The sequence below is a fragment of the Serratia rhizosphaerae genome, from assembly GCF_009817885.1.
GTDB classification, from domain to species: Bacteria; Pseudomonadota; Gammaproteobacteria; order Enterobacterales; family Enterobacteriaceae; genus Serratia_B; species Serratia_B rhizosphaerae.
This window is the reverse complement of sequence record NZ_CP041764.1, coordinates 586,420-609,802: the sequence shown is the minus strand read 5'-3', so window position 1 is coordinate 609,802 and position 23,383 is coordinate 586,420. Positions and strand designations below refer to the sequence as shown.

At 55.5% G+C, this 23,383-nt stretch carries 22 protein-coding genes and 1 pseudogene; 14 read left to right on the top strand and 9 right to left on the bottom strand.

The window, feature by feature from the left end; translation table 11 throughout:
* Nucleotides 1-76 precede the first annotated feature (76 nt).
* The 3 genes from FO014_RS02820 to FO014_RS02810 form a co-directional block, all read right to left on the bottom strand.
* A complete protein-coding gene (locus tag FO014_RS02820) occupies nt 77-1,699 on the bottom strand; it encodes an FMN-binding glutamate synthase family protein (protein WP_160027662.1) in 1,623 nt (540 codons plus the stop codon).
* A gap of 255 nt (nt 1,700-1,954) precedes the next feature.
* On the bottom strand, nt 1,955-2,545 hold the full coding sequence (locus FO014_RS02815; protein ID WP_160027660.1) for a helix-turn-helix transcriptional regulator: 591 nt from the start codon (nt 2,543-2,545) through the stop codon (nt 1,955-1,957).
* A gap of 22 nt (nt 2,546-2,567) precedes the next feature.
* Nucleotides 2,568-3,284 carry an EAL domain-containing protein gene (locus FO014_RS02810; RefSeq protein WP_160027658.1) on the bottom strand — a complete coding sequence of 239 codons (717 nt, stop codon included), beginning with the start codon at nt 3,282-3,284 and terminating at the stop codon, nt 2,568-2,570.
* A 639-nt stretch (nt 3,285-3,923) separates the two neighbouring features.
* On the opposite strand from FO014_RS02810, the gene FO014_RS02805 reads away from it, so the two are divergent.
* Genes FO014_RS02805 through FO014_RS02785 form a run of 5 tightly spaced genes read left to right on the top strand, consistent with a single transcriptional unit; the run spans nt 3,924 to nt 9,440 of the window.
* The gene (locus tag FO014_RS02805; protein ID WP_160027656.1) at nt 3,924-4,520 is read left to right on the top strand and encodes a fimbrial protein; all 597 of its coding nucleotides are present in this window, start codon (nt 3,924-3,926) and stop codon (nt 4,518-4,520) included.
* A 58-nt stretch (nt 4,521-4,578) separates the two neighbouring features.
* A complete protein-coding gene (locus FO014_RS02800; RefSeq protein ID WP_160031334.1) occupies nt 4,579-5,280 on the top strand; it encodes a fimbrial biogenesis chaperone in 702 nt (233 codons plus the stop codon).
* An 11-nt stretch (nt 5,281-5,291) separates the two neighbouring features.
* A complete protein-coding gene (locus FO014_RS02795; RefSeq protein WP_160027654.1) occupies nt 5,292-7,787 on the top strand; it encodes a fimbria/pilus outer membrane usher protein in 2,496 nt (831 codons plus the stop codon).
* Nucleotides 7,778-8,767, top strand: coding sequence for a fimbrial protein (locus tag FO014_RS02790; RefSeq protein ID WP_160027652.1), 990 nt, complete (start codon nt 7,778-7,780; stop codon nt 8,765-8,767). The genes FO014_RS02795 and FO014_RS02790 overlap by 10 nt, the downstream gene beginning before the upstream one ends.
* Nucleotides 8,768-8,825: 58 nt before the next feature.
* Nucleotides 8,826-9,440 carry a fimbrial protein gene (locus FO014_RS02785; protein WP_160027650.1) on the top strand — a complete coding sequence of 205 codons (615 nt, stop codon included), beginning with the start codon at nt 8,826-8,828 and terminating at the stop codon, nt 9,438-9,440.
* Nucleotides 9,441-9,528: 88 nt separating this feature from the next.
* Here the strand turns inward: FO014_RS02785 and FO014_RS02780 are convergent, their stop codons facing one another.
* The 4 genes from FO014_RS02780 to FO014_RS02765 form a co-directional block, all read right to left on the bottom strand.
* The gene (locus tag FO014_RS02780; RefSeq protein ID WP_160027648.1) at nt 9,529-9,984 is read right to left on the bottom strand and encodes a helix-turn-helix domain-containing protein; all 456 of its coding nucleotides are present in this window, start codon (nt 9,982-9,984) and stop codon (nt 9,529-9,531) included.
* Between the two features lie 342 nt (nt 9,985-10,326).
* Nucleotides 10,327-11,913 carry a malate:quinone oxidoreductase gene (locus FO014_RS02775; RefSeq protein WP_160027646.1) on the bottom strand — a complete coding sequence of 529 codons (1,587 nt, stop codon included), beginning with the start codon at nt 11,911-11,913 and terminating at the stop codon, nt 10,327-10,329.
* A 445-nt stretch (nt 11,914-12,358) separates the two neighbouring features.
* Entirely contained in the window at nt 12,359-13,063 is a 705-nt protein-coding gene (locus FO014_RS02770) for a glutathione S-transferase N-terminal domain-containing protein (RefSeq protein ID WP_111737461.1), read from the bottom strand.
* A gap of 75 nt (nt 13,064-13,138) precedes the next feature.
* A complete protein-coding gene (locus FO014_RS02765; RefSeq protein WP_160027644.1) occupies nt 13,139-13,819 on the bottom strand; it encodes an ArsR/SmtB family transcription factor in 681 nt (226 codons plus the stop codon).
* Nucleotides 13,820-13,907: 88 nt separating this feature from the next.
* On the opposite strand from FO014_RS02765, the gene FO014_RS02760 reads away from it, so the two are divergent.
* The 7 genes and pseudogenes from FO014_RS02760 (at nt 13,908) to FO014_RS02730 (ending at nt 19,362) form a co-directional block, all read left to right on the top strand.
* On the top strand, nt 13,908-14,252 hold the full coding sequence (locus FO014_RS02760) for an antibiotic biosynthesis monooxygenase family protein (RefSeq protein ID WP_160027642.1): 345 nt from the start codon (nt 13,908-13,910) through the stop codon (nt 14,250-14,252).
* Between the two features lie 370 nt (nt 14,253-14,622).
* A complete protein-coding gene (locus FO014_RS02755; RefSeq protein ID WP_201282929.1) occupies nt 14,623-15,480 on the top strand; it encodes a YPO3983 family protein in 858 nt (285 codons plus the stop codon).
* Nucleotides 15,464-15,928 (top strand): DUF943 family protein, encoded by a 465-nt coding sequence (locus FO014_RS02750; RefSeq protein WP_160027638.1) that lies wholly within the window; start codon nt 15,464-15,466, stop codon nt 15,926-15,928. Before FO014_RS02755 ends, FO014_RS02750 begins: the two co-directional genes overlap by 17 nt.
* Nucleotides 15,929-15,977: 49 nt before the next feature.
* Nucleotides 15,978-16,447 (top strand): annotated as a pseudogene (locus FO014_RS02745) (DUF943 family protein).
* An 86-nt stretch (nt 16,448-16,533) separates the two neighbouring features.
* A complete protein-coding gene (locus FO014_RS02740) occupies nt 16,534-16,998 on the top strand; it encodes a DUF943 family protein (RefSeq protein WP_160027636.1) in 465 nt (154 codons plus the stop codon).
* 64 nt (nt 16,999-17,062) lie between these two features.
* On the top strand, nt 17,063-17,521 hold the full coding sequence (locus FO014_RS02735; RefSeq protein WP_160031333.1) for a DUF943 family protein: 459 nt from the start codon (nt 17,063-17,065) through the stop codon (nt 17,519-17,521).
* Nucleotides 17,522-17,793: 272 nt separating this feature from the next.
* Nucleotides 17,794-19,362, top strand: a complete 1,569-nt coding sequence (locus tag FO014_RS02730; protein WP_425500826.1) for an ABC-F family ATPase — start codon at nt 17,794-17,796, stop codon at nt 19,360-19,362.
* Nucleotides 19,363-19,433: 71 nt separating this feature from the next.
* Here the strand turns inward: FO014_RS02730 and moeB are convergent, their stop codons facing one another.
* Complete coding sequence (gene moeB / locus FO014_RS02725; RefSeq protein WP_160027634.1) at nt 19,434-20,195, bottom strand: molybdopterin-synthase adenylyltransferase MoeB; 762 nt, start codon at nt 20,193-20,195, stop codon at nt 19,434-19,436.
* Nucleotides 20,196-20,197: 2 nt separating this feature from the next.
* Nucleotides 20,198-21,436, bottom strand: a complete 1,239-nt coding sequence (gene moeA, locus FO014_RS02720; RefSeq protein ID WP_160027632.1) for a molybdopterin molybdotransferase MoeA — start codon at nt 21,434-21,436, stop codon at nt 20,198-20,200.
* Between the two features lie 113 nt (nt 21,437-21,549).
* On the opposite strand from moeA, the gene FO014_RS02715 reads away from it, so the two are divergent.
* Together FO014_RS02715 and FO014_RS02710 are read left to right on the top strand one after the other, a co-directional pair.
* Nucleotides 21,550-22,086 carry a DUF924 family protein gene (locus FO014_RS02715; RefSeq protein WP_160027630.1) on the top strand — a complete coding sequence of 179 codons (537 nt, stop codon included), beginning with the start codon at nt 21,550-21,552 and terminating at the stop codon, nt 22,084-22,086.
* 322 nt (nt 22,087-22,408) lie between these two features.
* Nucleotides 22,409-23,368, top strand: a complete 960-nt coding sequence (locus tag FO014_RS02710) for an isoaspartyl peptidase/L-asparaginase family protein (protein ID WP_160027628.1) — start codon at nt 22,409-22,411, stop codon at nt 23,366-23,368.
* Nucleotides 23,369-23,383 lie beyond the last annotated feature (15 nt).

Here is a 23,383-nt window from a genome sequence, read left to right as displayed (position 1 = left end):
GCGAGGAGGGAATATTCCCCCGGCGCGTCCTGCACCGGGGTTATTTTCCCGTTTTACCCGAGGCATCACCGATATGTTAAGCCGACAGGGCGACCGCCTGGTCGAAGCTGCTTGGCGTTGCCATGCGCCACATGCGGGCGTAAAACTCACTTTTAATCTCTTTTTCCAGCAGCGCGCCCGGTTCCAGATAGTAGTAGATATCGGCGTAGACTTTGATTTCCGTCGGGGTGATGCGGCGCAGCATATGGTGCGACGTTAGCTGTTCCGGACGGCTGACGCCCGCTGCCGCCAGCATTTCGGCCAGCGCCTTGACCGTATTCTGGTGGAAGTGGTACACCCGCTCCGCTTTATTCGGCACCACCAGCGCTTTCTGCCGCAGCGGATCCTGCGTGGCGACGCCGGTCGGGCAGTGGTTGGTGTGGCAGCTTTGCGACTGGATACAGCCAACGGCGAACATAAAGCCGCGCGCCGAGTTCACCCAGTCGGCGCCGAGCGCCATCACGCTGGCGATATCAAAGGCGCTGATGATTTTACCGCTGGCGCCGATCCTGATGCTGTCGCGCAGGCCGCAGCCGACCAGGGTGTTGTGCACGAACAGCAGCCCTTCGCGCAGCGGCATGCCCATATAGTTGGACAGTTCCAGCGGCGCGGCGCCGGTGCCGCCCTCTTTGCCGTCGACCACGATAAAGTCCGGCAGAATGCCGGTGTGCAGCATCGCTTTGACAATGGCGACGAACTCCCACGGGTGGCCGATGCACAGTTTAAAGCCGACCGGCTTGCCGCCGGAGAGCTGCCGCAGCTGCTGGATAAAGTGCATCATTTCGATCGGCGTACGGAAGGCGCTGTGCGAAGAGGGGGAAATGCAGTCCTGCCCCTCAGGCACGCCGCGGGTGGCGGCGATCTCCGCATCAACCTTTTTCGCCGGCAGAATGCCGCCGTGGCCCGGCTTGGCGCCCTGGCTGAGCTTGATTTCAATCATGCGCACCTGCGGGCTGGCGGCCTGTTCGGCGAAGCGCTGCGGATCGAAGTGTCCGTCGGCGGTGCGGCAGCCGAAATAGCCGCTGCCCAGTTCCCAGACCAGATCGCCGCCGTGTTCCCGGTGATAACGGCTGATGCTGCCTTCGCCGGTGTCGTGGTAAAAGTTGCCTTTGGCCGCCCCGAGGTTTAACGCGCGGATGGCGTTGGCGGACAGCGCGCCGAAGCTCATGGCGGAGATGTTGAAGATGGAGGCCGAATAGGGCTGGGTGCAGTCCGGGCCGCCGATGGTGATGCGGTAGCTGGTGGGATCGGCGACCGGCACCGGGCACATGGAGTGGCCGATGCATTCATAGCCGGTTTTATACACGTCGATAATGGTGCCGAAGGGTTTATCCCCCATCTGATTTTTCGCCCGGCGGTAGACCAGTGAACGTTGGGTGCGCGAGAAAGGAATCTGTTCATCATCTTCCTCCAGCAGATACTGACGCAGTTCGGGACGGACAAACTCGAAGAAGAAACGCAGCCGGCCGATAATCGGGTAGTTACGGCAGATGGCGTGGCGCTGCTGGCTGAGGTCATACAGGCCCAGCGAGGTCAGGGCGATAAACGCCAGGGCGGGCAGCCAGAACCATGGCTGCTCCAGGGCCATAAAGAAGAAGGCCAGCGCCAAGATAATGCTCAGCATAAAGCAGGTATAACGGCTGAATAAGGATGATTTCATAACATCTCCTGATGTTTATTTTTAATCCAGACGACAATGCTGATAGAAGCGGCGGAGAAAGCGAAACACGCCATCGTGCCAGCGGGAAATCCTGTGGTGGAAGAGTAACCAAATTGCGGCGACAGAATGTGGCTGTTACTGCTTGTTTACTTGATGTTACATTAATTTAACCTAACCGGCGGCGTTGGAGAAGGCGTTGATCCGCCCGCTTGGCAGGTGGGTAAACAGGAAGGGGCGCGAAAACGCCCCTTCAGATTATTTGGCCGCAACAAAAATGCTGCTCATGCTGCGCAGGCGCAGCTTGCGCATGGCGCTGTATTTCTGTGAAAAGATGGTTTTTGGATGCGTGCCGCGCTTTTGCGCGATGCGTAACAGGCTGTCGCCGCGCAGCAGGTTGAACAGCACGTCGCTTTCCGCCGGGCTGAGTTCCCGGGTTTTCTGCACCCGGATACCGCCGGGCGTGCGGCTTTCAAACAGCTGCTGCAATTTTTCTTGCAGCGAATAAAGCGGCATGCGCGCGGGAATCAGTTCGACCGTGATCCCCAGCACCGACAGCAGCTTGACCACCCGCTCATCATCATAGAACACGATAATGCGCGTGTTGCTGCGATAGCCGTTGTGCATGGCGACCAGGCTTTCGATAACATTAACGCTCTGTTCCAGGTTCTGTGAGGTAAAGATCAGTGCGATATCATGTTTGACGATCTTTTCTGCCTTGGCGCCATCGTGCATAAAGTCGGAAAACAGACGGATATCATATTGGCCGTAATGCTTTTTCAACAGCACGGACAGGCCGACATAGCTGTATTTACACTCGCTGATGACAAGGACATTATTTTTAGGCATAAGGGCTAACCCCAACAATAAGTTAGAAGTATTCAGCTGTCAGAAGCGAATTCAAGTCCCCGATGTCGGACTCTTTCCACAGCTTTCCTTGCAGTGCGTAATAGGGCATTTCGTTCAACCACCTTTTATGGTCGGGCGTTTCCACGCCTTCGATAATGACCTTATAATTGTTCAGGTAAAAAAAACGCAATAATGCGCGCATTAAACCTTCGCCGCCCGGCCGTTGCATAAAATTCCACAACAGGAAACGGTCGAGTTTAACGAAACGGAAACGGCTGTTATAAAGCGCGGAAAAACCCGCGTAGCCGGAACCAAAATCATCAAGCCAAAACGAATACCCCTCCAGCATCGGATCGAGATGGACACGGTTTTTTATCAGGCGCGTCGCGCTTTCACTGATTTCAAAGTGGATACAGCGTATGGCCTTTATTCTTTCTGCAAACTGACTGCTGGTTAATGACGCCAGTGAATGGTCGTCAACGTTCAGCGTGACGATCACCTGATGTTGATTGAACCAGGCCTGATATTTCTCTATCAGGCTGACCTGCTCCAGCAGGATCTCAATGCGTGTCAGGCCATCCGCGCTTTTGAAAAACTGTTCCGGTGAGAAATGAGCGAACGCGCTGTCCAGATTAAAGCGCGACAGGCATTCAACGGCGATCAGCTGTCCCGTTCTGGCGAACATCGGCTGAAAGGTAAAATAGATACCGTTATTTCTCTCTATAAAAGAAGTGCTCATTTACCAATCCTTGGATTGAATTACAGTTCATTGTTTTTTAACTGGTTAATAATTTTTTTGGCAGGTTTTATTGGTAAGATTCTTATTTATAACCGCCTTTGCCTTTCCCTTGCCGAAGTGGGCATCAAAATGCATGCCTGCTTTTCACTTCTCTTTTAAAATCAGAATATTCGCGCTCGACCACCTGCCGTAATGCACTGATTTAACGTTAACTTATCGTTGGTTTTGTTTTTCATTTGGGTTAAATACAGACTATTCCTATCTTCTGGAATCGTCAATATCGATCGATAGCCAATCGTTGATAGATTTTTCCTATCAAGGCGGGGTTTATGAATGTTATAAACGATTTTAATTTATTGGGGCAGTGAGACTAGGATACTTCCGAAATGGAACATGTTAGCGATGGAATTAAATCTATTCCTCGTAATTCTGTCGTTTATAACTTCGGAATTCTACCTATCGGTAGTGACAAATATTGCCTGCAAATATGGATATTTAATGTATTTCCCGGGTGACTGTCAGCATTTCCATTTTAGTTAACGCATAGTGACGGGACGGCAAGATTGTATTCCTTAATCTTCTGTGCGGACTAACGACTATATCAATCATTTTCGATAAATTCCGACATAGGATATTACAATGAACAAAGTATTACTCTCCGCAGTAGCAACCGCTTTTCTGGGAATGTCTGCCGCACACGCTGCATCCGAAAATGTGGGCGGCGGTCAGGTTGACTTCTACGGTAAAGTAACCGACGTATCTTGTACTGTTTCTGTTAACGGTCAAGGCAGCGATGCCAGCGTTTACCTGTCACCGGTAAGCCTGAACGAAGTGAAAAATGCAGGCGCCAATACCTACCTGAAACCGAAGTCTTTCACCATCGACGTCACCAACTGCCAGGCGGCTGATACCGAAGTTAGCACCGACAAACTGGGCGTTAACTGGACCGGCGGTAACCTGCTGACCGGCGCAAGCGGCACCACCGCTGGCTACCTGGCCAACACCGAAGGTACCGGCGCACAGAATATCCAACTGGTGCTGTCTGCTGACGACGCGAAAAACCTGACCAACAAAATCATCCCGGGCGATGCCAACCAGAAAGCAGCAACCAGCATTGCTGACCTGGACGGCGGCAAGCGTTTCACCTACTACGTAGGCTACGCCACGGCGACCCCAGACACCGTAACCAGCGGTGTGGTCAACAGCTACGCGACTTACGAAATTACCTATCAGTAATAATCTTTTGCTGAACAAAAGCGGCAGCGCGTCTGCCGCTTTCATTTCTGAGGTTATGATGAAATTTATTGCCCTTTTTTTCTGTTTCATTTTCAGTTTCTCTGCATCGGCTAACAATATTATCGCTAACGGCACGCGCTTTATTTATCCGGGAAATGAAAGAGAAATAACGGTGCAGCTGTCCAACTCAGCTGATCGGCCGGCGCTGGCGCAAGCCTGGCTGGATAACGGCGATGCGAATGCCACGCCGGATACTATCGTGACGCCTTTTTTAATTACGCCGCCGATTTCCCGCGTGGACGCGAAAAGCGGCCAGACCCTGCGTATTAAGCTGGCGAATAAATCCGGCCTGGCGACGAATAAAGAGAGCCTGTGGTGGCTGAATATTCTGGAGATCCCGCCAAGCAATACCGACCGCCAGCAGGAAGGGCAGAACGTACTGCAGCTGGCGATTCGCTCACGCTTTAAATTCTTCTATCGTCCGAACGGGTTGGGCAATCGCGACGCCGCGCCGCAGCAGCTGGTGCTGAAGGCGGCGGGTAATAGCCTGACGCTGAATAATCCGACGCCGTTTTATATCACCGTGACCAAGGTTTCACGCGATGGCAAAACGGCGCTGAACGACCGCACTCTGATGCTAGCGCCGCAAAGCAGCGGCACGCTGAACACCAAGGCGGCGATTAAAGCGGGCGAAACTCTGGTTATTAACAATATCAATGATTACGGCTCAGACGTTGCCATTAAACTCGCGGTAAAATAGGGATATTTCAGATGAAACAGTGGGTGCCGATAAAAGCATTGGGTTGCAAGCTCTCTGTGACGATCGTGGTTTCGGCTTGTATTTCTCCGGCCGGCGCGGCGGAGCCGCAGGAAAATCAACAGCCGCTGTATCAATTTAACGATGGCTTTATCGTCGGCAGCAAGGAGAAGGTCGATCTGACGCGCTTTAGCACCGTAGCGATCAGCGAGGGGACCTATTCCGTCGATGTCTACACCAACGATGAGTGGCGCGGGCGTTATGACCTGCAGATCACCCGCGATAAACAGTCCAAACTGGGCGTCTGCTATACCACCAAAATGCTGTCGCAGTTTGGCGTGGCGGTGGAGAAACTCAATGAGGCGCTGAGCAAAAATCCTGAGTTTTGCGGCCGCCTGAGCGAGTGGCGCCAGGATGACAACCTGAAAGACAACTTTAACCAGTCTTCGCTGCGTCTGGATCTGTCGGTGCCGCAGATCTATGAAAACCGCATGTACAAAGGTTATGTAGCGCCGGAGTTCTGGGACGAAGGCGTCCCGGCGCTGAACCTGGCCTATACCGCCAACTACTACAACAACCATGTCTCTTCCGCGCAGGGTTCAGATGACTCCAGCGCTTATCTGGGCATCAATGCGGGTTTCTCCTATGACGGCTGGCTGCTGAAACACATCGGCAACCTGGATTGGCAGCAGCAGCGGGGCAGCACGCGCTGGAACTCCAACCAGACCTACCTGCAGCGGCCGATCCCGCAGATGAAGTCGATCTTTACCGGCGGCCAGTTCTTTACCAACGGCGAGTTCTTCGACAGCGTGGGGCTGCGCGGGGTGAACCTGGCGACCGACGACAACATGTTCCCGGACGGCATGCGCTCCTATGCGCCGGAGATTCGCGGCGTGGCGCAAAGCAACGCCCTGGTCACCGTGCGCCAGAGCGGCAATATCATTTATCAGACCTCGGTGCCGCCCGGGCCGTTTAACATCAACGATGTGTATCCGTCCGGCTATGGCAACGATCTGGAAGTGACGATCAAAGAGGCCGATGGCTCCGAGCAGCACTTTAACGTGCCTTACTCGTCCGTTACCCAACTGCTGCGTCCGGGCATGATGCGCTATACCTTCGCCGTCGGTAAGGCCGACGCCGATGACCTGCGTAATAAGCCGGCGATTGTGCAGGGCACCTATCAGTATGGCGTGAATAACCTGTTCACCGGCTATTTCGGCGTCAGCGGTTTTAACGACTATCAGTCGGTGCTGCTGGGCAGCGGTATCAATACCGGTATCGGCGCGCTGTCGCTGGATATGACGCAGTCGCGCCTGAAGCTGAAAGATGAAGATAAAACCGGCCAGAGCTTCCGCCTGAGTTTTAACCGCATGTTCTCCAGCACGCAGACCAGCATCGTACTGGCGGCGTACCGTTACTCCACCAAGGATTATTACAACCTGAGCGATGCGCTTTACACCATCGACAGGGAGAAGAGCGGTAATAACCGCGAAATCTGGCGGGAGAAAAACGGCTTCAGCTACACCGTCAACCAGGATCTGCCGGAAGGCTGGGGCGGCTTCTACTTTACCGGGCGGATTGCCGACTACTGGAACCGCAGCGGCACCGAGAAGCAGTATCAGCTGAGCTACAACAACATGTGGGGCCGCATGACGTATAACGTCGGCGTGCAGCGCGTCTACTCGGCCAATAACGGCGGCAACAACAAAGACGACCGTATTTCGCTTAACTTCAGCTATCCGCTGTACTTCGGCGAAAACCGCCGGGCGAACCTGAATTCGAACACCGTCTTCAACAACTCGCACTTCGGCAACTCACAGGTGGGTCTGAACGGCTCCTTCGGTGAAGAGAACAACCTGAGCTACGGCGTGACCACCTCGGTGGCGCGCGGCGGCGACCACAACGTCGGCCTGAACGGCAGCTATCGTGCGCCTTATTCGACGCTGACCGCCAGCTACAGTCAGGGCGAAGGCTATCGTCAGAGCGGCCTGGGCGCCAGCGGCTCGCTGATTGTCCACGGCGGCGGGGTGACGCTGTCGCCGGAAACCGGCACCACCATGGCGCTGATCGAAGCCAAAGACGCCAAGGGCGCGATGCTGCCCGGTTCGCCGGGCACCCGGGTGGACGGCAACGGCTATGCGGTGCTGCCTTATCTGCGGCCGTACCGTATCAATGCGGTGGAAATTAACCCGAAAGGCAGCTCGGAAGACATCAACTTTGAGAAGACCGTCGCGCAGGTGGTGCCGTATGAGGGCAGCATCGTGAAGGTGAAATTCAACACCACCGTTGAGAAGAACCTGAACTTCCGCGCGCGGCAGAGCAATGGCGAACCGCTGCCGTTTGGTGCGGATATCGTGGACGAAAACGGTAAATATATTGGCGTCGTGGGCCAGGGCAGCACGCTGTTTATCTCCTCGGACACCGCGAAGCAGGCGGTGATCACCTGGAGCAACGGTCGGTGCACTATCGCTCTGAACCCGGCCTCAACTAAGGATGCGGTATGTCAGTAAAAAATCTCTGTCGTTGGCTGGTGGTGATTGCCGCTCTGGCCGCCGGGCAGGCCTATGCCGCCTGTACCCGCTACAATACGCCGACCGTGCAGCTGGATATGGTGGTCGGCCGCGTGGTGGTGGACCCGAACGCGCCGATTGGCTCGGTGCTGTATGAAAAGAGCTGGACCATGAGCCAGAGCGGCATCAACTACTACTGCACCGGCCGCAACGACTTTTCCGCCAGAATTGTCGCCACCGGCGTGCAGGATCTGGGCAACAAGGTGTATTCCACCAACGTGCCGGGCATCGGGCTGCGTTTCCGCCGCGGCGGCGAGATCCAGTTCACCTATCCGGAAGTGAAAAACTTTAACGCCGGTCGCGGTACGCGCTACTACCTGGCGGGTTCCACCTTTACTCTGCAGGTGATCAAGACCGCGGCGGTAACCGGCAGCGGCAGCGTTGCCAGCGGTAAATATACCTCGTACGACTATGTGTATGGCTCCAACCCGATTCTGGAAACTTACCTGAGCGCCAATGCGCTGACCATCGTTTCGCCGTCCTGCACGGTGATGGGCGGCAATAACTTCAGCGTGGATATCGGTGCGATTAAAACCAGCGATCTGAACGGCGTCGGCACCTTTGCCGGCGGACGAAAATTCCCGATTCAGCTGCAGTGCAGCGGCGGCGTCAGCGTGGCCGGCTATGCCAACGTCAACATGACCTTTGACGGCAACCTGGCGACCGGCACTGCGCTGAGCCAGGGGGTGCTGAAAAATGAGCGAACCGACAGCAGCGCGGCGCAGGGCGTCGGCGTGCAGGTGCTGGACAGCCGGATGAACCCGCTGCAGTTTAAAAAGGCGTATAACGTCGGCCGTCTGGCGAATAACCAGATGCAGTATATCGACCTGTCGTACACCGCGCGTTTTTACCAGTACCTGTCGAAGATTACCTCCGGCGCGGTTGAAGCCCATATGGTGTTCAACCTGACCTATGACTAACGGAAACGTCCAGAGCGCTGCGCCTCAGCCTGCGCCCCGGTATATAAGGAACGCTATTATGAAACGCTGTGTATCATTGCTGATTGCCGGAATGGGGTATTGCGCGCTGGCGCAGGCCGCGACGCCGGATACCGACGGCGGCCGGGTCGATTTTCTGGGCAAAATCACCGATACCTCCTGCTCCGTCTCGGTCAACGGCCAGGGCAGCGACGCCAACGTTTATCTGGCGCCGGTCTCGCTGCAGGAAGTGCATAACCGCGGCGCCGGCGCTTATCTGAAGCCAAAGTCTTTTACCATTCAACTGAGCAACTGCCAGATTATGGAGGGCTCTGCGGAAACGCTCTCGGACGCCGATCTGCGTAACATCAGCGTCAGCTGGGTGGGGGGCAACCTGCTGCAGGGCGCGAATGAGGACGCCGGCTATCTGGCGAACAGCCTGAGCGACGGAGCCAGTAATATTGCGCTGGCCCTGTCGGTAAACGGTAACGATACCCTGGACAAGTCGAATAAAATTATTCCGGCCGATCCGGATCAGAACAGCGTGCAGCCGGAAATCGGCGCCAAGGACGTCGGCACCTTTACCTATTACATCGGCTATGTGACGCAGGCGCCGAAAAAAACCACCTCCGGGCCGATTCAGAGCTACGCTACCTATGAGATTCGCTATAACTAACTGATCGTCCGGCCGCGTAAGCCGCAAACAATCAGGGCGCCGTTATCATGACGGCGCCCTTTTTTATCGGCGGATACGGCGGGTGAGGTCAGCGCTGCCCCATCCAGTTGCTGCATTTGCCGTCGACGCACTGTTTGGCGTACAGCAGCTGCAGCCCCGGCGAGTCCTGATGCTGTGCCGGCTGCGCGGCGGCAGGCAGCGGCGCATCGTCAAAGCCGCCCCAGTCGCTGCGACGGTAAACCGCCGGCGTTTTGCCGAACTGTTTTTTGAACGCACGGGAAAACGAGGGTTGGGAATCAAAATGATATTGCAGGGCGATATCCAGGATCGGGCGCGGCGTCGATCGCAGCGCCTGAGCGGCTTTCGACAGCCGGCGTTCGCGGATGTAACTGCCGAGGGCGTGGCCGGTGGTGCTGCGGAACATGCGTTGCAGGTGCCATTTGGAGTAGCCCGATTTTGCCGCCACGTTATCCAGCAGCAGCGGTTGGTCCAGGTGAGTTTCAATCCAGTCCAGTAAGTCGTGAATGATATTGGCGCGATCCATTATTTAAATTCTCCCGCAGGTACGACATTCAGATCTCAAGAGATAAGGCGTCGCCATTCATACGTAAAACCGGTGTTTCAGGTATGAACAGGCTAATTATCCAAGTTTGTGCTTTGATAATAGGCGGGCAAAATCCATTACGCAAGAGGGAACTTGGTAAATCAGGGGAGCGAAAAATGCTCCGCTGGCGGTAGGGGCATATCAAGGCGATATGAGTGATTGCCGGTGGCATTGAATATTCCCGCGAATCCGGCGAGATAATACGGCATAAAAAATGCCAGTCAGCGTTGACTGACTGGCATGTGCGGTTACCGGAGCGGGGCCGTTGCCGGCCGCGTAGGTTTACTGCGCTTCAGCAGCTTCCGGTTTCACTTCAACATAGTTCAGCTGCAGCGTGTTGCTGGTGTAGCTGCGGATCTTGTTGGTCATTTCCACGTTGCCGTTCAGCTTTTGGCCGTAGGACGGGATGATCTCTTTCAGCTTGGCCTGCCACTGCGGCGTTGCCACTTTGTCTTTGAACACTTTTTCCATCAGGTGCAGCATGATTGGCGCAGCGGTGGAAGCGCCCGGTGACGCGCCCAGCAGTGCGGCGATGCTGCCGTCCTGCGAGCTGACCACTTCGGTGCCGAACTGCAGCACGCCGCCTTTATCAGCATCTTTCTTGATGATCTGTACGCGCTGGCCGGCGGTCCACAGTTTCCAGTCTTCCTGCTTGGCGTCCGGGTAGTACTCTTTCAGCGCGGCAAAGCGATCGTCGTCGTTCATCATCAGCTGACCGACCAGGTATTTCACCAGATCGAAGTGATCCAGACCGACGTGGGTCATTGGCATCAGGTTGGAGCTGTTCATGGAAACGATCAGATCAAACAGCGAACCGTTTTTCAGGAATTTGCTGGAGAAGGTAGCGAACGGTCCGAACAGCAGCACGCGTTTGCCGTCCAGCATACGGGTATCCAGGTGCGGTACCGACATTGGCGGGGAACCGACGCTGGCCAGGCCGTAGGCCTTCGCCAGGTGCTGATTGGCAACTTCCGGGTTGCTGGTAACCAGGAACTGACCGCCGACCGGGAAGCCGCCGTAGCCGTCTGCTTCCGGAATGCCGGACTTCTGCAGCAGGTGCAGCGCCGCGCCGCCGGCGCCGATAAACACGAACTTGGCGTTGGTGGTGGTTTCTTTACCGCCGTTGTTCAGATCGGCGATGGTCACCGCCCAGCTGTTGTCCGGGTTGCGTTTGATATCGCGTACTTCATGGCCCAGGCTCAGGTTGAATTTTTTGTCTTTGGACAGGCTGTCCACCAGCTGATGGGTGATCACGCCGAAGTTAACGTCGGTGCCCAGCGGCATGCGGGTGGCGGCGATTTTCTGCGCCGGATCGCGGCCTTCCATCATCAGCGGCGCCCACTGTTTGATCTGCGCAGGATCTTCAGAGTACTCCATCCCGCGGAACAGGGTGCTGTGCTGCAGCGCGGCGTAGCGTTTGCGCAGGAAGTTGATGTTATCGTCTCCCCAGACAAAGCTCATGTGCGGCACGCTGTTGATGAATGATTTCGGATTGCCCAGGACGTTGTTTTTGACCTGATAAGACCAGAACTGGCGGGAGATCTCGAAAGATTCGTTAACGGTCACCGCTTTGTTGATATCGATGGTGCCGTCTTCTTTTTCCGGGGTGTAGTTCATTTCGCAGAACGCGGAGTGGCCGGTGCCGGCGTTGTTCCAGCCGTTGGAGCTCTCTTGGGCCACGGAGTTCATGCGCTCGACCATATCGATGGTCCAGTCCGGCTCCAGTTCATGCAGGTAAGTGCCCAGCGTGGCGCTCATGATACCGCCGCCGATCAGCATAACGTCGACGTTTTTATTTTCTGCGGCGACGGCCTGCTGGCCAAGGCCGAACAGGTTGGCGCAGAAAAACAGAACGAGTAATTTTCTCATTAAATCAAATCTCTTTTGTGTAAATTCTACTCATTGCAGGTGAAAGAATTTATCGGTAATAACCCTGGATATTCGTGAAAACGCGCATTGTCCTCGGCGCGTAAATAGCGATAAGCCCTTTTTGTTAACAGGGTATTTAACGAAAAGTGGCTTATTCGTAGCGACGCTGAAGAGCAAATGTGCGGTTCACGTTTACTGGTGGGGTATTATTCTTTACAGGAATGTTAAAAACTACTTTTGTAACTAAAAAAAGTTTCAAAACTTACAGAAAATATAAGGTTTAATGCGAATTTAATTTAAGTTTTGCAGGAATTGTATTATTTGCCGGCTAAGCATCCCCTCTTTGCCGGCAAATTAAGCGGTGAGGCGTATGCGGCGTCTAATTGCCAGCCGCGTCAGGTAACAAAAAGATAACGGCCGCCGGGCAGGCGACCGGTGATACGGCTTATGGTCGCGCCGGGATGTTCAGGCCGCGCTGCACCGCCGGGCGTTCCAGACCGCGCTCCAGCCAGGCGCCGACGTGGGGGAAGCTGTCGAACGACACCAGTTCGCGCGCTTCGTAGAAGCCAATCAGGTTGCGCACCCAGCCGAGCAGGGAAATATCGGCGATGGTGTAATCTGCACCCATGATCCACTCGCGGTTTTCCAGCCGCTCATTCAGCACGCCGAGCAGGCGCTGCGACTCCTTCTGATAGCGCTGCAGCGGGCGTTTGTCTTCATATTCGCGTCCGGCGAACTTGTGGAAGAAGCCGAGCTGGCCGAACATCGGCCCTACCGCCGCCATCTGGAAGAATACCCACTGAATGGTTTCAATGCGCTGTACCGGATCCTGCGGCAGGAACTCACCGCATTTCTCTGCCAGATACAGCAAAATGGCGCCGGATTCGAACAGCGCCAGCGGTTTGCCGTCCGGCCCGGCCGGATCGAGGATCGCCGGGATTTTGCCGTTGGGGTTCAATGACAGAAACTCCGGCGTCCAGGTTTCGTTCTGGCCGATATCAATCAGATGCGCCTCATAAGGCAGGCCGGTCTCTTCCAGCATGATCGACACTTTGACGCCGTTGGGCGTCGGCAGGGAATAGAGCTGTAGCCGTTCCGGATGCTGCGCCGGCCAGCGGGTGGTGATGGGAAATTCGGTGGCATCAAACATAGTGGCTCCTCACGTTAGACGGGGGCACAGGTCGGCGCCCGTAGGGTACAGTAATAAGGCTAGCGCAGCGCGCCGTTACAGCGATATGCCAAAATGTGCGGCCAGCGCTTTTTTTCCCGCCGGCGTGATGTGCAACTGACGGCTATCGAGCTGTTTGCGCACCCAGCTGCGCCGTTCGAAGGCGGCCAGCAGCGCTGCGCCCAGCGCGCCGCCCAGATGTTCGCGTCGTTCGCTCCAGTCCAGGCAGCCGCAGGCGAAACGGCGGCGGGAGGCGGGGAGCGCACAGTTGACCCCCAACCGTTCCAGCGCGCTGCGTCCTTGCGGTGTCAGCTGATAGTCGTCGCCGCACAGCCACTCCTGCGCAAACAGCCGGTTATGCAGGCTGACCGCTACCTCGCCGGCCATATGGTCATAGCAGGTGCGGGCCAGCTGCAGCGCCGTCGGCGTGCTGCTTTTCACTACCGGTCGCGGCGCGCCCGCCAGCGCCATCAGCGATTCCAGCGCGGCGGCCACTTCGCCATCCGCCAGACGAAAATAGCGGTAGCGCCCCTGTTTGACGCAGGCGATCAGCCGCTGATCCTGCAACCGCGCCAGATGGCTGCTGGCGGTCGACGGCGCCACATCGACCGCCACGCTCAGTTCCGTGGCGGTATAGGCGCGGCCGTCCATCAACAGGCACAGCATACGCGCCCGCGAACGGTCGGCGATAACGGCGCCGATTGCCGCCAGCCGCTGGTCGATTTCATCGTGATGCATATTTCGCTCCATGGCGAAGTGTCGTGGTACGGATGAGTTTAGGCTGGCGTCAGCTTATCGACAAGGCGCGCTGCGCCGGGAGGAAAAGATGATTGCGGTAATCTTTGAATTGCACGCGGCCGAAGGCCGGCAGGAGACCTATCTGGCGATGGCGGCGCAGCTGAAGCCGCTGCTGGCGCAGATTGACGGCTTTATTTCCATCGAACGCTTCCAAAGCCTGGCCGAGCCGGACAAACTGCTGTCGCTCTCCTTCTGGCGTGACGAAGAGGCGGTGCGGCAGTGGCGCAATCTGGAGGAGCACCGTGCGGCGCAGGCGCGCGGCCGCGATGGCGTATTGCACGATTACCGGCTGCGGGTAGCACAGGTGGTGCGTGATTACGGCGACAGCCAACGTGAACAGGCGCCGGCGGACAGCCGGCAGGCGCATGGCTGATTGCGCACGCGCAAAAGAAGGAGGGCGGTTGCCGCAGCGGCGCGCATTGACGGCGTCGCTGTGATGGGGAAAAGGAGGCATTGGTGGCGGCAAGAGAAACACCGGCCGCCCTGTGTTTCTGAAAATAACCACGGTTCCCCATGCTGCAGTAATGAAACGTTGCCCGTTGTTTCTTAATAAGGAAGCGTCAGGGGGAAGAGCCGCCTCCGGAGGCGCTGAAAACCCAGGAATAAACTTATCTTTTTGGTGTTAATAGCAGCGTGAATCCTGTTTTTCGCCGCAGTTGTGTGCAATATCTATACTAAGTTTGGCTGCTGAGTATCATTCGCTTGTGACGATCATTGGACGATGACACAAGGAATGTATCATGATGGCTGCACTGCAGTTCCCCTGCACGATATTTAAAACGCAAAAGCGCATGGACGATTACGGAGCGAGCGATATGCGTAGTGGAGACCTGTCCGCATCACAGCTAAAAACGCATTTTCGACTGGCGGACGTTTCCGCCACCGTAGACCCGTGGACGCTGACCAGAAAACGTCTTCACCAGACGCACCCGCGCGCCTATGCGATGGTCAGCCGCCTGTCCGCCCCGCAACAGACGCTGACCCGCCGGGAGTGCGCCGCCATACTATTTGATGAGCTGCGCCAGCTGTCGCGGATGTTTGCCCTTTATGGCCCCTACAAGTACCTGATCGGCAAAATGATCGACCATCTGCAATACGGCAACGGCATGCCGTTTGCCAGCCCGCATCTGGACAGGGCGTTGAGGGAGCATATTTTGGGGGACAAAACGGATGACAGTTCGTTATTGAAAATAAAGTTTGCTTTAATTGAAAACATTGATTGGAAGAACAGAACCTATCTACCTGCGATTCGAGAAGAGCTTACAAAAACTATTCTTGATAGCAAACTGCCTAAATTTGACCGTTTCCAGGATAATTTTAACGGAATGGGGATCACTGTGCATGATACCTGGGCAACCCATGTTACCATAAAGTCATTACATATTGAGAAAGACCGCTATCGTGCGTTAATTAATTACCAGATTCAGGATCACTTTGGATTAGATGATGGCGACATTTCAAAGTTTAAATTTAACCAGTTCAGATTCTTTCGCATTTGGTTTTTACTGCAACGATATAATCAATTTGGATTTAAGCCTTTTATGACTAACATGAATGCTACAGTGGAAATTATTGGGAGTGAAGATGAACGTAAAAAATAAAAAAACAAAAAAAATAATTTTAATTATGGGCTGTATTTTTCTCGGTTATATTCTCTGGCTGCTGCTGCGCCCGGTTAAAATCGTGGCGGTTCATGAGAATGGAAATTTTAGCTCTGTTCTGGTCAAAAGCTTTCCGTTTACTACCAGGGGGAAAATAGAGTGGTGGTTGCAGAATAAGGATATGCTAAAAGAGCGCTATGGCATCCCCAAACCGGCATCCTATGGTAATTTCAGCATCACTTTCTGGCTGTTTGGTGACGGCTATAAAGAGGAAGGTAAGTACGACAGGCGCTGTTTTAATGATATGAAGACCAAGGTTAATTGTATTGAAAAGGATATCGTTTTAAATGTGCGCAATAGCAAAAACATGGGGGTTGTGTTTTTTGCGAATGGAGGAATATACCGAATCGATAAAAACGGTAAGATAACAAAGGTAAATATAGACTAAGGATGATGATTTAGCTTTATCCTGCATGGAGGATTCAGGGAGGAAAGCCATGTCGATAAGATCTATGGATATGAGGGTTAAGTTAGTCTTGTTAGTGATGGCCGGTGTTTTAATTGGTTATGCTTTTTGGCTTCTTTTACGACCGGTAGAGATTGTTGCCGTTCATCAGAGAAATAACTACAGTGATGTTTTAGTTAAGAGTTTTCCACTTACCGATAAGGGGAAAATTCAGTGGTGGTTTGAAAATAAGGATAAGCTAAAGAATCAGTATAATATCCCGCAGCCTGCATCCTACGGTGGCTTTACCGTGACCTTCTGGTTGTTTGGTGATGGCTATCAGGAGGAGGGTAAGTATAATCGTCTGTGTTTCGATGATATGCCAACCAAGAAAACTGTATTGATAAAAACTTGCTGATGATGGTCAGGTACGCTAAAAGTACCGGCCTGTCTTTTAGGTTGGATGGCGGGGTGTATCGCATAAAGGGAAATGGTGAAATGATAAAAGAGAAATATAAATAGATATACTCATCTACTGTATAGGATCGGTATTGAATTAATGAAAATCATATTAATAACAATATCGATAAGTATCATGGAAGATATCAATGACTGTTATAAATAAAAAACGAAATGCATTTTTACTACTAGTAGTCGGTGTTCTAGCTGTTTATATCGCCTGGTGGTTTTCACGCCCGGTTAAAATAGTGGCGGTTCATGAGGATGGGCACTTTAGCTCAGTGTTGGTCAAAAACTTTCCGTTTACTACCAGGGGAAAAATAGAGTGGTGGTTGCAGCATAAGGATATGCTAAAAGAGCGCTATGGCATCCCCAAACCGGCATCCTATGGTAATTTTAGCGTGAATTTTTGGTTGTTTGGTGACGGCTATAAAGAGGAAGGTAAGTACGACAGGTTGTGCTTTGATGATATGAAGACAAGGGTTAACTGTATTGAGAAGGATATCGTTTTCTCTGTGAGTAAAAGTAAAAATCTGGGTGTTGTTTTCTTTGCGGATGGTGGGATATACCGAATCGATAAAAACGGTAAGATAGCAAAGGTAAATATAGACTAAGGATGATGATTTATCTTTATTCTGCATGGGAGAATCAGGGAGGAAAGCCGTGTCGATAAGATCTATGGATATGAGGGTTAAGTTAGTCCTGTTAGTGATGGCCGGTGTGTTAATTGGTTATGCTTTTTGGCTTCTTTTGCGACCGGTAGAGATCGTTGCCGTTCATCAGGATGATGATTTTAGCGCTGTGTTAGTCAAGAGTTTTCCACTTACCGATAAGGGAAAAATATCTTGGTGGATGAAAAATAAGGATAGGCTGAAAGAGCGCTACGGCGTTCCGAAACCGGCGCCCGATGGCAACTTCTACATCACATTCTGGCTATTTGGGGATGGCTATAAAGAGGAGGGCAAGTATGACAGACGCTGCTTTGACGATATGAAGACCAAGGTTAATTGTATTGAAAAGGAGGTGGTTTTTTCAGTCAATAACGATAGTCGCAACCGAATCCATTTTACGACATACAGTGGCGGCGACTATCTGCTGACGGATAACGGCGAAGTGGTTAGCTATGAGTACCGGTAATTAACGCTTTTATCGCGAGCGAACTTCCCCGTCGGATCGGCCAGCACCCAATCGCACGTCAGCCTCCGTAGCAGCACGCCACCGGCAGCACGTTTCGTCGCTCACCATCGGCTAATCCACATTGTCAGCCATGCGTCATTCCCCCTCACTGGCCGCGTGTGGTAAAAATGAACACACTATGGGCGATCCCGGCGGCCCGTTGTGGCATAATGCGCGCCAAATCACATTCCCAATTAAGAGCGAGCGTTGTGTTAAGTACTAACAACATCACTATGCAGTTCGGCAGTAAGCCGCTGTTTGAAAACATTTCCGTCAAGTTTGGCGGCGGTAACCGTTATGGTTTGATCGGCGCCAACGGCTGCGGCAAATCCACCTTTATGAAGATCCTCGGCGGCGATCTGGTGCCGAGCGGCGGCAACGTTGCGCTCGACCCGAATGAGCGTCTGGGTAAGCTGCGTCAGGATCAGTTCGCCTTTGAGCAGTACAGCGTGCTCGATACCGTGATCATGGGCCACACCGAGCTGTGGGAAGTGAAAGAAGAGCGCGACCGCATCTACGCGCTGCCGGAAATGAGCGAAGAAGACGGCTATAAAGTGGCCGATCTGGAAGTTGCCTACGGCGAGATGGACGGCTACAGCGCCGAAGCGCGCGCCGGCGAGCTGCTGCTGGGCGTCGGCATTCCGGTGGAACAACACTACGGCCCGATGAGCGAGATCGCCCCGGGCTGGAAACTGCGCGTGCTGTTGGCGCAGGCGCTGTTCTCCGATCCGGAAATTCTGCTGCTCGACGAACCGACCAACAACCTGGATATCGACACCATCCGCTGGCTGGAGCAGGTGCTGAACGAACGCAACAGCACCATGATCATCATTTCGCACGACCGTCACTTCCTGAATATGGTGTGCACCCATATGGCGGATCTGGACTACGGCGAACTGCGTGTCTACCCGGGCAACTACGACGAATATATGACGGCGGCCACCCAGGCGCGCGAACGTCTGCTGGCGGACAACGCCAAGAAGAAGGCGCAGATTGCCGAGCTGCAGTCGTTCGTCAGTCGCTTCAGCGCCAACGCCTCCAAGTCCAAGCAGGCCACCTCGCGCGCACGTCAGATCGATAAGATCCAGCTGGACGAGGTAAAAGCCTCCAGCCGTCAGAACCCGTTTATCCGCTTCGAGCAGAACAAGAAGCTGTTCCGCAACGCGCTGGAAGTGGAAGCGCTGACCAAGGGCTTCGACAACGGTCCGTTGTTCAACAAGCTGAACCTGATGCTGGAAGTCGGCGAGAAGGTCGCGGTGCTGGGTACCAACGGTATCGGCAAAACCACATTGCTGAAAACGCTGGTGGGCGATATGCAGCCGGACAACGGCAGCGTCAAATGGTCGGAAAACGCCAAGATTGGTTACTACGCCCAGGATCACGAATATGAGTTCGATGAGACGCTGACGGTATTCGACTGGATGAGCCAGTGGAAGCAGGAGAACGAAGACGAGCAGGCGGTGCGCAGCGTGCTTGGCCGTCTGCTGTTCAGCCAGGACGATATCAAGAAGAAAGTGAAGGTGCTGTCCGGTGGTGAGAAGGGGCGTATGCTGTTTGGCAAGCTGATGATGCAGCGTCCTAATATCCTGATTATGGATGAGCCGACCAACCACCTGGATATGGAATCCATTGAATCGCTGAACATGGCGTTGGAAATGTATGAAGGCACGCTGATCTTCGTTTCCCACGACCGTGAGTTCGTCAGCTCGCTGGCAACGCGCATTCTGGAAATCACCCCGAACAAGGTGATCGACTTTACCGGCAACTACGAAGACTATCTGCGTAGCCAGGGTATTGCCTAATCCCCTGACGGATTAACGGCGCGGCGGGTGCACTTCAGGCGCCCGCCGCGCCGTCTCTCTCTTTTCCCCGCTTATTCGGCCTCTGCGCCGCACACCTCGCACTGCGGGTTCTTCGGCAGTTTCATTTCGCGGAACTGCATGCTCATGGCGTCAAACATCAGCAGTTTTCCCACCAGCGGTTGCCCGTAACGGGTCAGCAGTTTGATGGCTTCCATCGCCTGCAGGCTGCCGATGGTGCCGACCAGCGGCGCCATCACGCCGGCTTCCACGCAGGTCAGCGCGGTGTCGCCGAACAGCCGGCTCAGACAGCGGTAGCATGGCTCGCCCGGCTGATAGGTGAACACGCTCAGCTGGCCCTCCATACGGATGGCCGCGCCGGAAACAAGCGGCTTGCGCTGCGCGTGGCACAGGCGGTTCAGCTGATCGCGGGTGGCGACGTTATCGGTGCAGTCCAGCACCACGTCGCAGGCGGCGATCAGCGCCGCCATCTGTTCATCGTCCGGTTGCTTGTCCACGGTGTCGATCGCCACGTGCGGATTCACTTCGACCAGCGTTTGTCGGGCCGAGGCCACCTTGCTTATGCCGATGCGCTGGTCGCTGTGCAGGATCTGGCGCTGCAGGTTGGAGAGCGCCACGCTGTCGAAATCCACCAGCGTCAGCCGGCCGACGCCGGCGGCGGCCAGGTAAGGCGCCGCCGCGCAGCCTAACCCGCCCAGGCCGATGATCAGTGCATGGGAGGCTTTCAGCTGCTCCTGCCCGTCGAAGTCGAAGCCGCGCAGGACGATCTGGCGGTTGTAGCGCAGGGTTTCGGCATCGGTTAATTCCGGCAGCATGATCAGCTCCTCAGCAGCGCATTAAACGGCTCGATCTCCACCATCTCGCCGGCGGCAACGGCGCCGCGTTCACGCTCCAGCACGATAAAGCAGTTGCCCTGGCTGAAGGAGCTGAACACGTGCGAGCCTTGGTGGCCGGTGGTGCTGACTTCCAGTTCACCCTGCGCATTGCTGGCGAACAGCCCGCGCTGAAAGTCGAGGCGGCCCGGCGATTTCTTCAGCGGCGTCAGGGCGCGGGCGCGCAGGCGTGGCGGCATACGCCATTCGCTGTGGCCGGCCAGTTTTGCCAGCAGCGGCTGCACCAGCTGATAGAAGGTCAACGCCGCGGAGACCGGGTTGCCCGGCAGGCCGCAGAACCAGGCGTGCTGCAGTTTACCGAAGGCGAACGGTTTGCCCGGTTTGATCGCCAGCTTCCAGAAGCCGACCTCGCCCAGTTCGTCGAGCATCTGTTTGGTGTAATCGGCCTCGCCGACGGAGACGCCGCCGCTGCTGATCACCACATCGGCCTCACTGTCGGCCTGGTTGAAGGCAGCGCGCAGCGCCGTCTGATCGTCGCGGATAATGCCGAGGTCAAGCACCTCGCAGCCCAGCTGTTCCAGCATCAGGCGCACGGCAAAACGGTTGGTGTCGTAAATCTGGCCTTCCTGCAGCGGCTGGCCGACCGGCTGCAGCTCGTCGCCGGTGGAAAACACCGCCACTTTCAGTTTGCGCATCACACGCAGTTCGGCAATCCCCAGCGAGGCCAGCAGCGGCAGCTGCGCGGCGCCTAGCTTCACCCCGGCGGGCAGTACGCTGGCGCCCTGGCGGATATCTTCGCCCGCCAGACGGATATTCTGCCCGGCGTGCACCACGGCGTTGAAACGCACACCGTCGTCGGTCACTTCCGCCTGCTCCTGCATAATCACCGCTTCGGCGCCGGCCGGCAGCGGCGCGCCGGTCATGATGCGCACGCAGCTGTGGGCGGGCCATGCGTCATTGAAAGGGGCGCCGGCAAACGCCTTGCCGGCCACCGGCAACGGGGCGTTGGCGTTGAGGTCGCCCAGGCGCACCGCGTAGCCGTCCATCGCCGAATTGGCGAACGGCGGCACGTTGAGCGGTGAGATCACCGGCGTGGCGGTAATGCGCCCGGCGGCGTCGGTCAGCGCCACGGCTTCGGTTTCGCTCAGCGGCGTCACCTGGCTGAGCATGTTGTCCAGCGCCTGTTCAAGGGAAATCAGATCGGCAGTATGGCAATGGTCCATAAAAAAGAACTCCATAATCAGAGGGCGCGAAAATATCGGCGAAGTGGGTCTATTATGGCAGATAACCCCTGACGGGAGAATGACCCGGCTAATCACGCGTGAAGGAGAAAAAGATGCATAAGCAGGTGATAGATTTCTGGTTTGAAGAGATTGATCCGGCGATGTGGTTCCGCAAAGACGATGACTTCGATCGTCAGCTGCATCAGCGTTTTTCCGCACTGTGGCATGCGGCGGCGGCGGGGGAGCTGGCCGCCTGGCGCGATAGCATCGAAGGCCGGCTGGCGGAGGTGATCGTGCTCGATCAGTTCAGCCGCAATCTGTTCCGCGGTACGCCGTGCTCATTTTCCTGCGACGGCATGGCGCTGATTCTGGCGCAGGAGGCGATACGCAGCGGCGAGTGCGAACAGCTGACGCCGGTGCAGCGCGGCTTTCTTTATTTGCCGTTTATGCATTCGGAATCGCCGCTGATTCATCAGCAGGCGCTGGCGCTGTACCAGGAATTAAATAACCCCGAACAGCTGGATTATGAAGTGCGCCATAAGGCGATTATCGATCGGTTCGGCCGTTATCCGCATCGCAATGCCATTTTAGGCCGCCGCAGCACGGCGGAAGAAGAGGAATTTTTACGCCAGCCCGGTTCGTCATTTTGACGGCATAAAGAGGCAAAATAATGCCCTACGTCCCGCCCGGCGAATAGTTTTTCGGCAGGTGGGACGTAGTGCCGTGATATTTGTCTGCACGCGCGGCCAATAAAGCCCTGTGGCCGGCGACCGTGCCGGTTTGTTTAATTAACCCGCTGTTTTTATTCCATAAAAAAATATTTATGCGCAAAAGAATCTAATAAAAAGTTAGGCGGTACGCCACGGGGATGAAAGGCTTTACATCACCCGCTGCGCTAAATATAGTCAAAAAAGAATAATAATCGTCCCGTCATATCAATGGGATCTGAGCGTTAAGACAGGGTGACAGGCCATGAGCAAACCAGTGATTGCCATTCACGGCGGCGCGGGCGCAATCAGCCGTGCGGCAATGAATGCGGAGAAAGAGCAACAGTATATTCAGGCATTATCGTCCGTGGTGGCGGCCGGGCAGACGGTGCTGGCCGACGGCGGCAGCGCGCTGGACGCGGTGACCGAGGCGGTCAGGCTGTTGGAAGAGTGCCCGTTGTTCAACGCCGGTAAGGGCGCGGTGTTCACCCATCAAGGCACCCATGAGCTGGACGCCTGCGTGATGGACGGCCGCGGCTGCGACGCCGGGGCGGTCGCCGGCGTCAGCCGGGTGCGCAATCCGGTGCTGGCGGCGCGCGCGGTGCTGGAACAGAGCCAGCACGTGATGTTTGCCTGCGACGGGGCGGAAAAATTCGCCGCCGCCCACGGTCTGGAAATGGTGGAGCCGGAATTCTTTTTTACCCAGGAACGCTTCGATCAACTGCACCGCGCTCAGGCGGATCACGGCCGGGTGCTGCTCGATCATGACGGCGTCGCGGCGCTGCATGACGATCCTATCGATCCCGACCGCAAATTCGGCACCGTCGGCGCGGTGGCGCTGGACGCCGCCGGCAATCTGGCGGCGGCCACCTCGACCGGCGGCATGACCAACAAACAGGCGGGGCGCATCGGCGATACGCCGATCGTCGGCGCCGGCTGTTACGCCAACAATGCCACGGTGGCGGTTTCCACCACCGGCACCGGCGAAACCTTTATACGCGGCGTCACGGCCTATGACGTTTCCGCGCTGATTGAGTACGCCGGCCTCAGCCTGCAACAGGCGACCGACAAAGTGGTGATGGAGAAACTGCTGCAGCTGGGCGGCAGCGGCGGGCTGATCGCCGTCGATCGCCACGGCAATATCGCGCTGCCGTTTAACAGCGAAGGCATGTACCGCGGCTTCGGCTATGTCGGCGATGCCCCTTCGGTGGGCATCTACCGTTAACCGGCCGGAGGCGGT

Excerpts from the sequence above, each read along its gene's own strand:
- FO014_RS02820 (WP_160027662.1), bottom strand. The coding sequence starts at position 1,699 with ATGAAATCATCCTTATTCAGCCGTTATACCTGCTTTATGCTGAGCATT.
- FO014_RS02815 (WP_160027660.1), bottom strand. The coding sequence starts at position 2,545 with ATGCCTAAAAATAATGTCCTTGTCATCAGCGAGTGTAAATACAGCTAT.
- FO014_RS02810 (WP_160027658.1), bottom strand. The coding sequence starts at position 3,284 with ATGAGCACTTCTTTTATAGAGAGAAATAACGGTATCTATTTTACCTTT.
- FO014_RS02805 (WP_160027656.1), top strand. The coding sequence starts at position 3,924 with ATGAACAAAGTATTACTCTCCGCAGTAGCAACCGCTTTTCTGGGAATG.
- FO014_RS02800 (WP_160031334.1), top strand. The coding sequence starts at position 4,579 with ATGAAATTTATTGCCCTTTTTTTCTGTTTCATTTTCAGTTTCTCTGCA.
- FO014_RS02795 (WP_160027654.1), top strand. The coding sequence starts at position 5,292 with ATGAAACAGTGGGTGCCGATAAAAGCATTGGGTTGCAAGCTCTCTGTG.
- FO014_RS02790 (WP_160027652.1), top strand. The coding sequence starts at position 7,778 with ATGTCAGTAAAAAATCTCTGTCGTTGGCTGGTGGTGATTGCCGCTCTG.
- FO014_RS02785 (WP_160027650.1), top strand. The coding sequence starts at position 8,826 with ATGAAACGCTGTGTATCATTGCTGATTGCCGGAATGGGGTATTGCGCG.
- FO014_RS02780 (WP_160027648.1), bottom strand. The coding sequence starts at position 9,984 with ATGGATCGCGCCAATATCATTCACGACTTACTGGACTGGATTGAAACT.
- FO014_RS02775 (WP_160027646.1), bottom strand. The coding sequence starts at position 11,913 with ATGAGAAAATTACTCGTTCTGTTTTTCTGCGCCAACCTGTTCGGCCTT.
- FO014_RS02770 (WP_111737461.1), bottom strand. The coding sequence starts at position 13,063 with ATGTTTGATGCCACCGAATTTCCCATCACCACCCGCTGGCCGGCGCAG.
- FO014_RS02765 (WP_160027644.1), bottom strand. The coding sequence starts at position 13,819 with ATGCATCACGATGAAATCGACCAGCGGCTGGCGGCAATCGGCGCCGTT.
- FO014_RS02760 (WP_160027642.1), top strand. The coding sequence starts at position 13,908 with ATGATTGCGGTAATCTTTGAATTGCACGCGGCCGAAGGCCGGCAGGAG.
- FO014_RS02755 (WP_201282929.1), top strand. The coding sequence starts at position 14,623 with ATGGCTGCACTGCAGTTCCCCTGCACGATATTTAAAACGCAAAAGCGC.
- FO014_RS02750 (WP_160027638.1), top strand. The coding sequence starts at position 15,464 with ATGAACGTAAAAAATAAAAAAACAAAAAAAATAATTTTAATTATGGGC.
- FO014_RS02740 (WP_160027636.1), top strand. The coding sequence starts at position 16,534 with ATGACTGTTATAAATAAAAAACGAAATGCATTTTTACTACTAGTAGTC.
- FO014_RS02735 (WP_160031333.1), top strand. The coding sequence starts at position 17,063 with ATGGATATGAGGGTTAAGTTAGTCCTGTTAGTGATGGCCGGTGTGTTA.
- FO014_RS02730 (WP_425500826.1), top strand. The coding sequence starts at position 17,794 with ATGCAGTTCGGCAGTAAGCCGCTGTTTGAAAACATTTCCGTCAAGTTT.
- moeB (WP_160027634.1), bottom strand. The coding sequence starts at position 20,195 with ATGCTGCCGGAATTAACCGATGCCGAAACCCTGCGCTACAACCGCCAG.
- moeA (WP_160027632.1), bottom strand. The coding sequence starts at position 21,436 with ATGGACCATTGCCATACTGCCGATCTGATTTCCCTTGAACAGGCGCTG.
- FO014_RS02715 (WP_160027630.1), top strand. The coding sequence starts at position 21,550 with ATGCATAAGCAGGTGATAGATTTCTGGTTTGAAGAGATTGATCCGGCG.
- FO014_RS02710 (WP_160027628.1), top strand. The coding sequence starts at position 22,409 with ATGAGCAAACCAGTGATTGCCATTCACGGCGGCGCGGGCGCAATCAGC.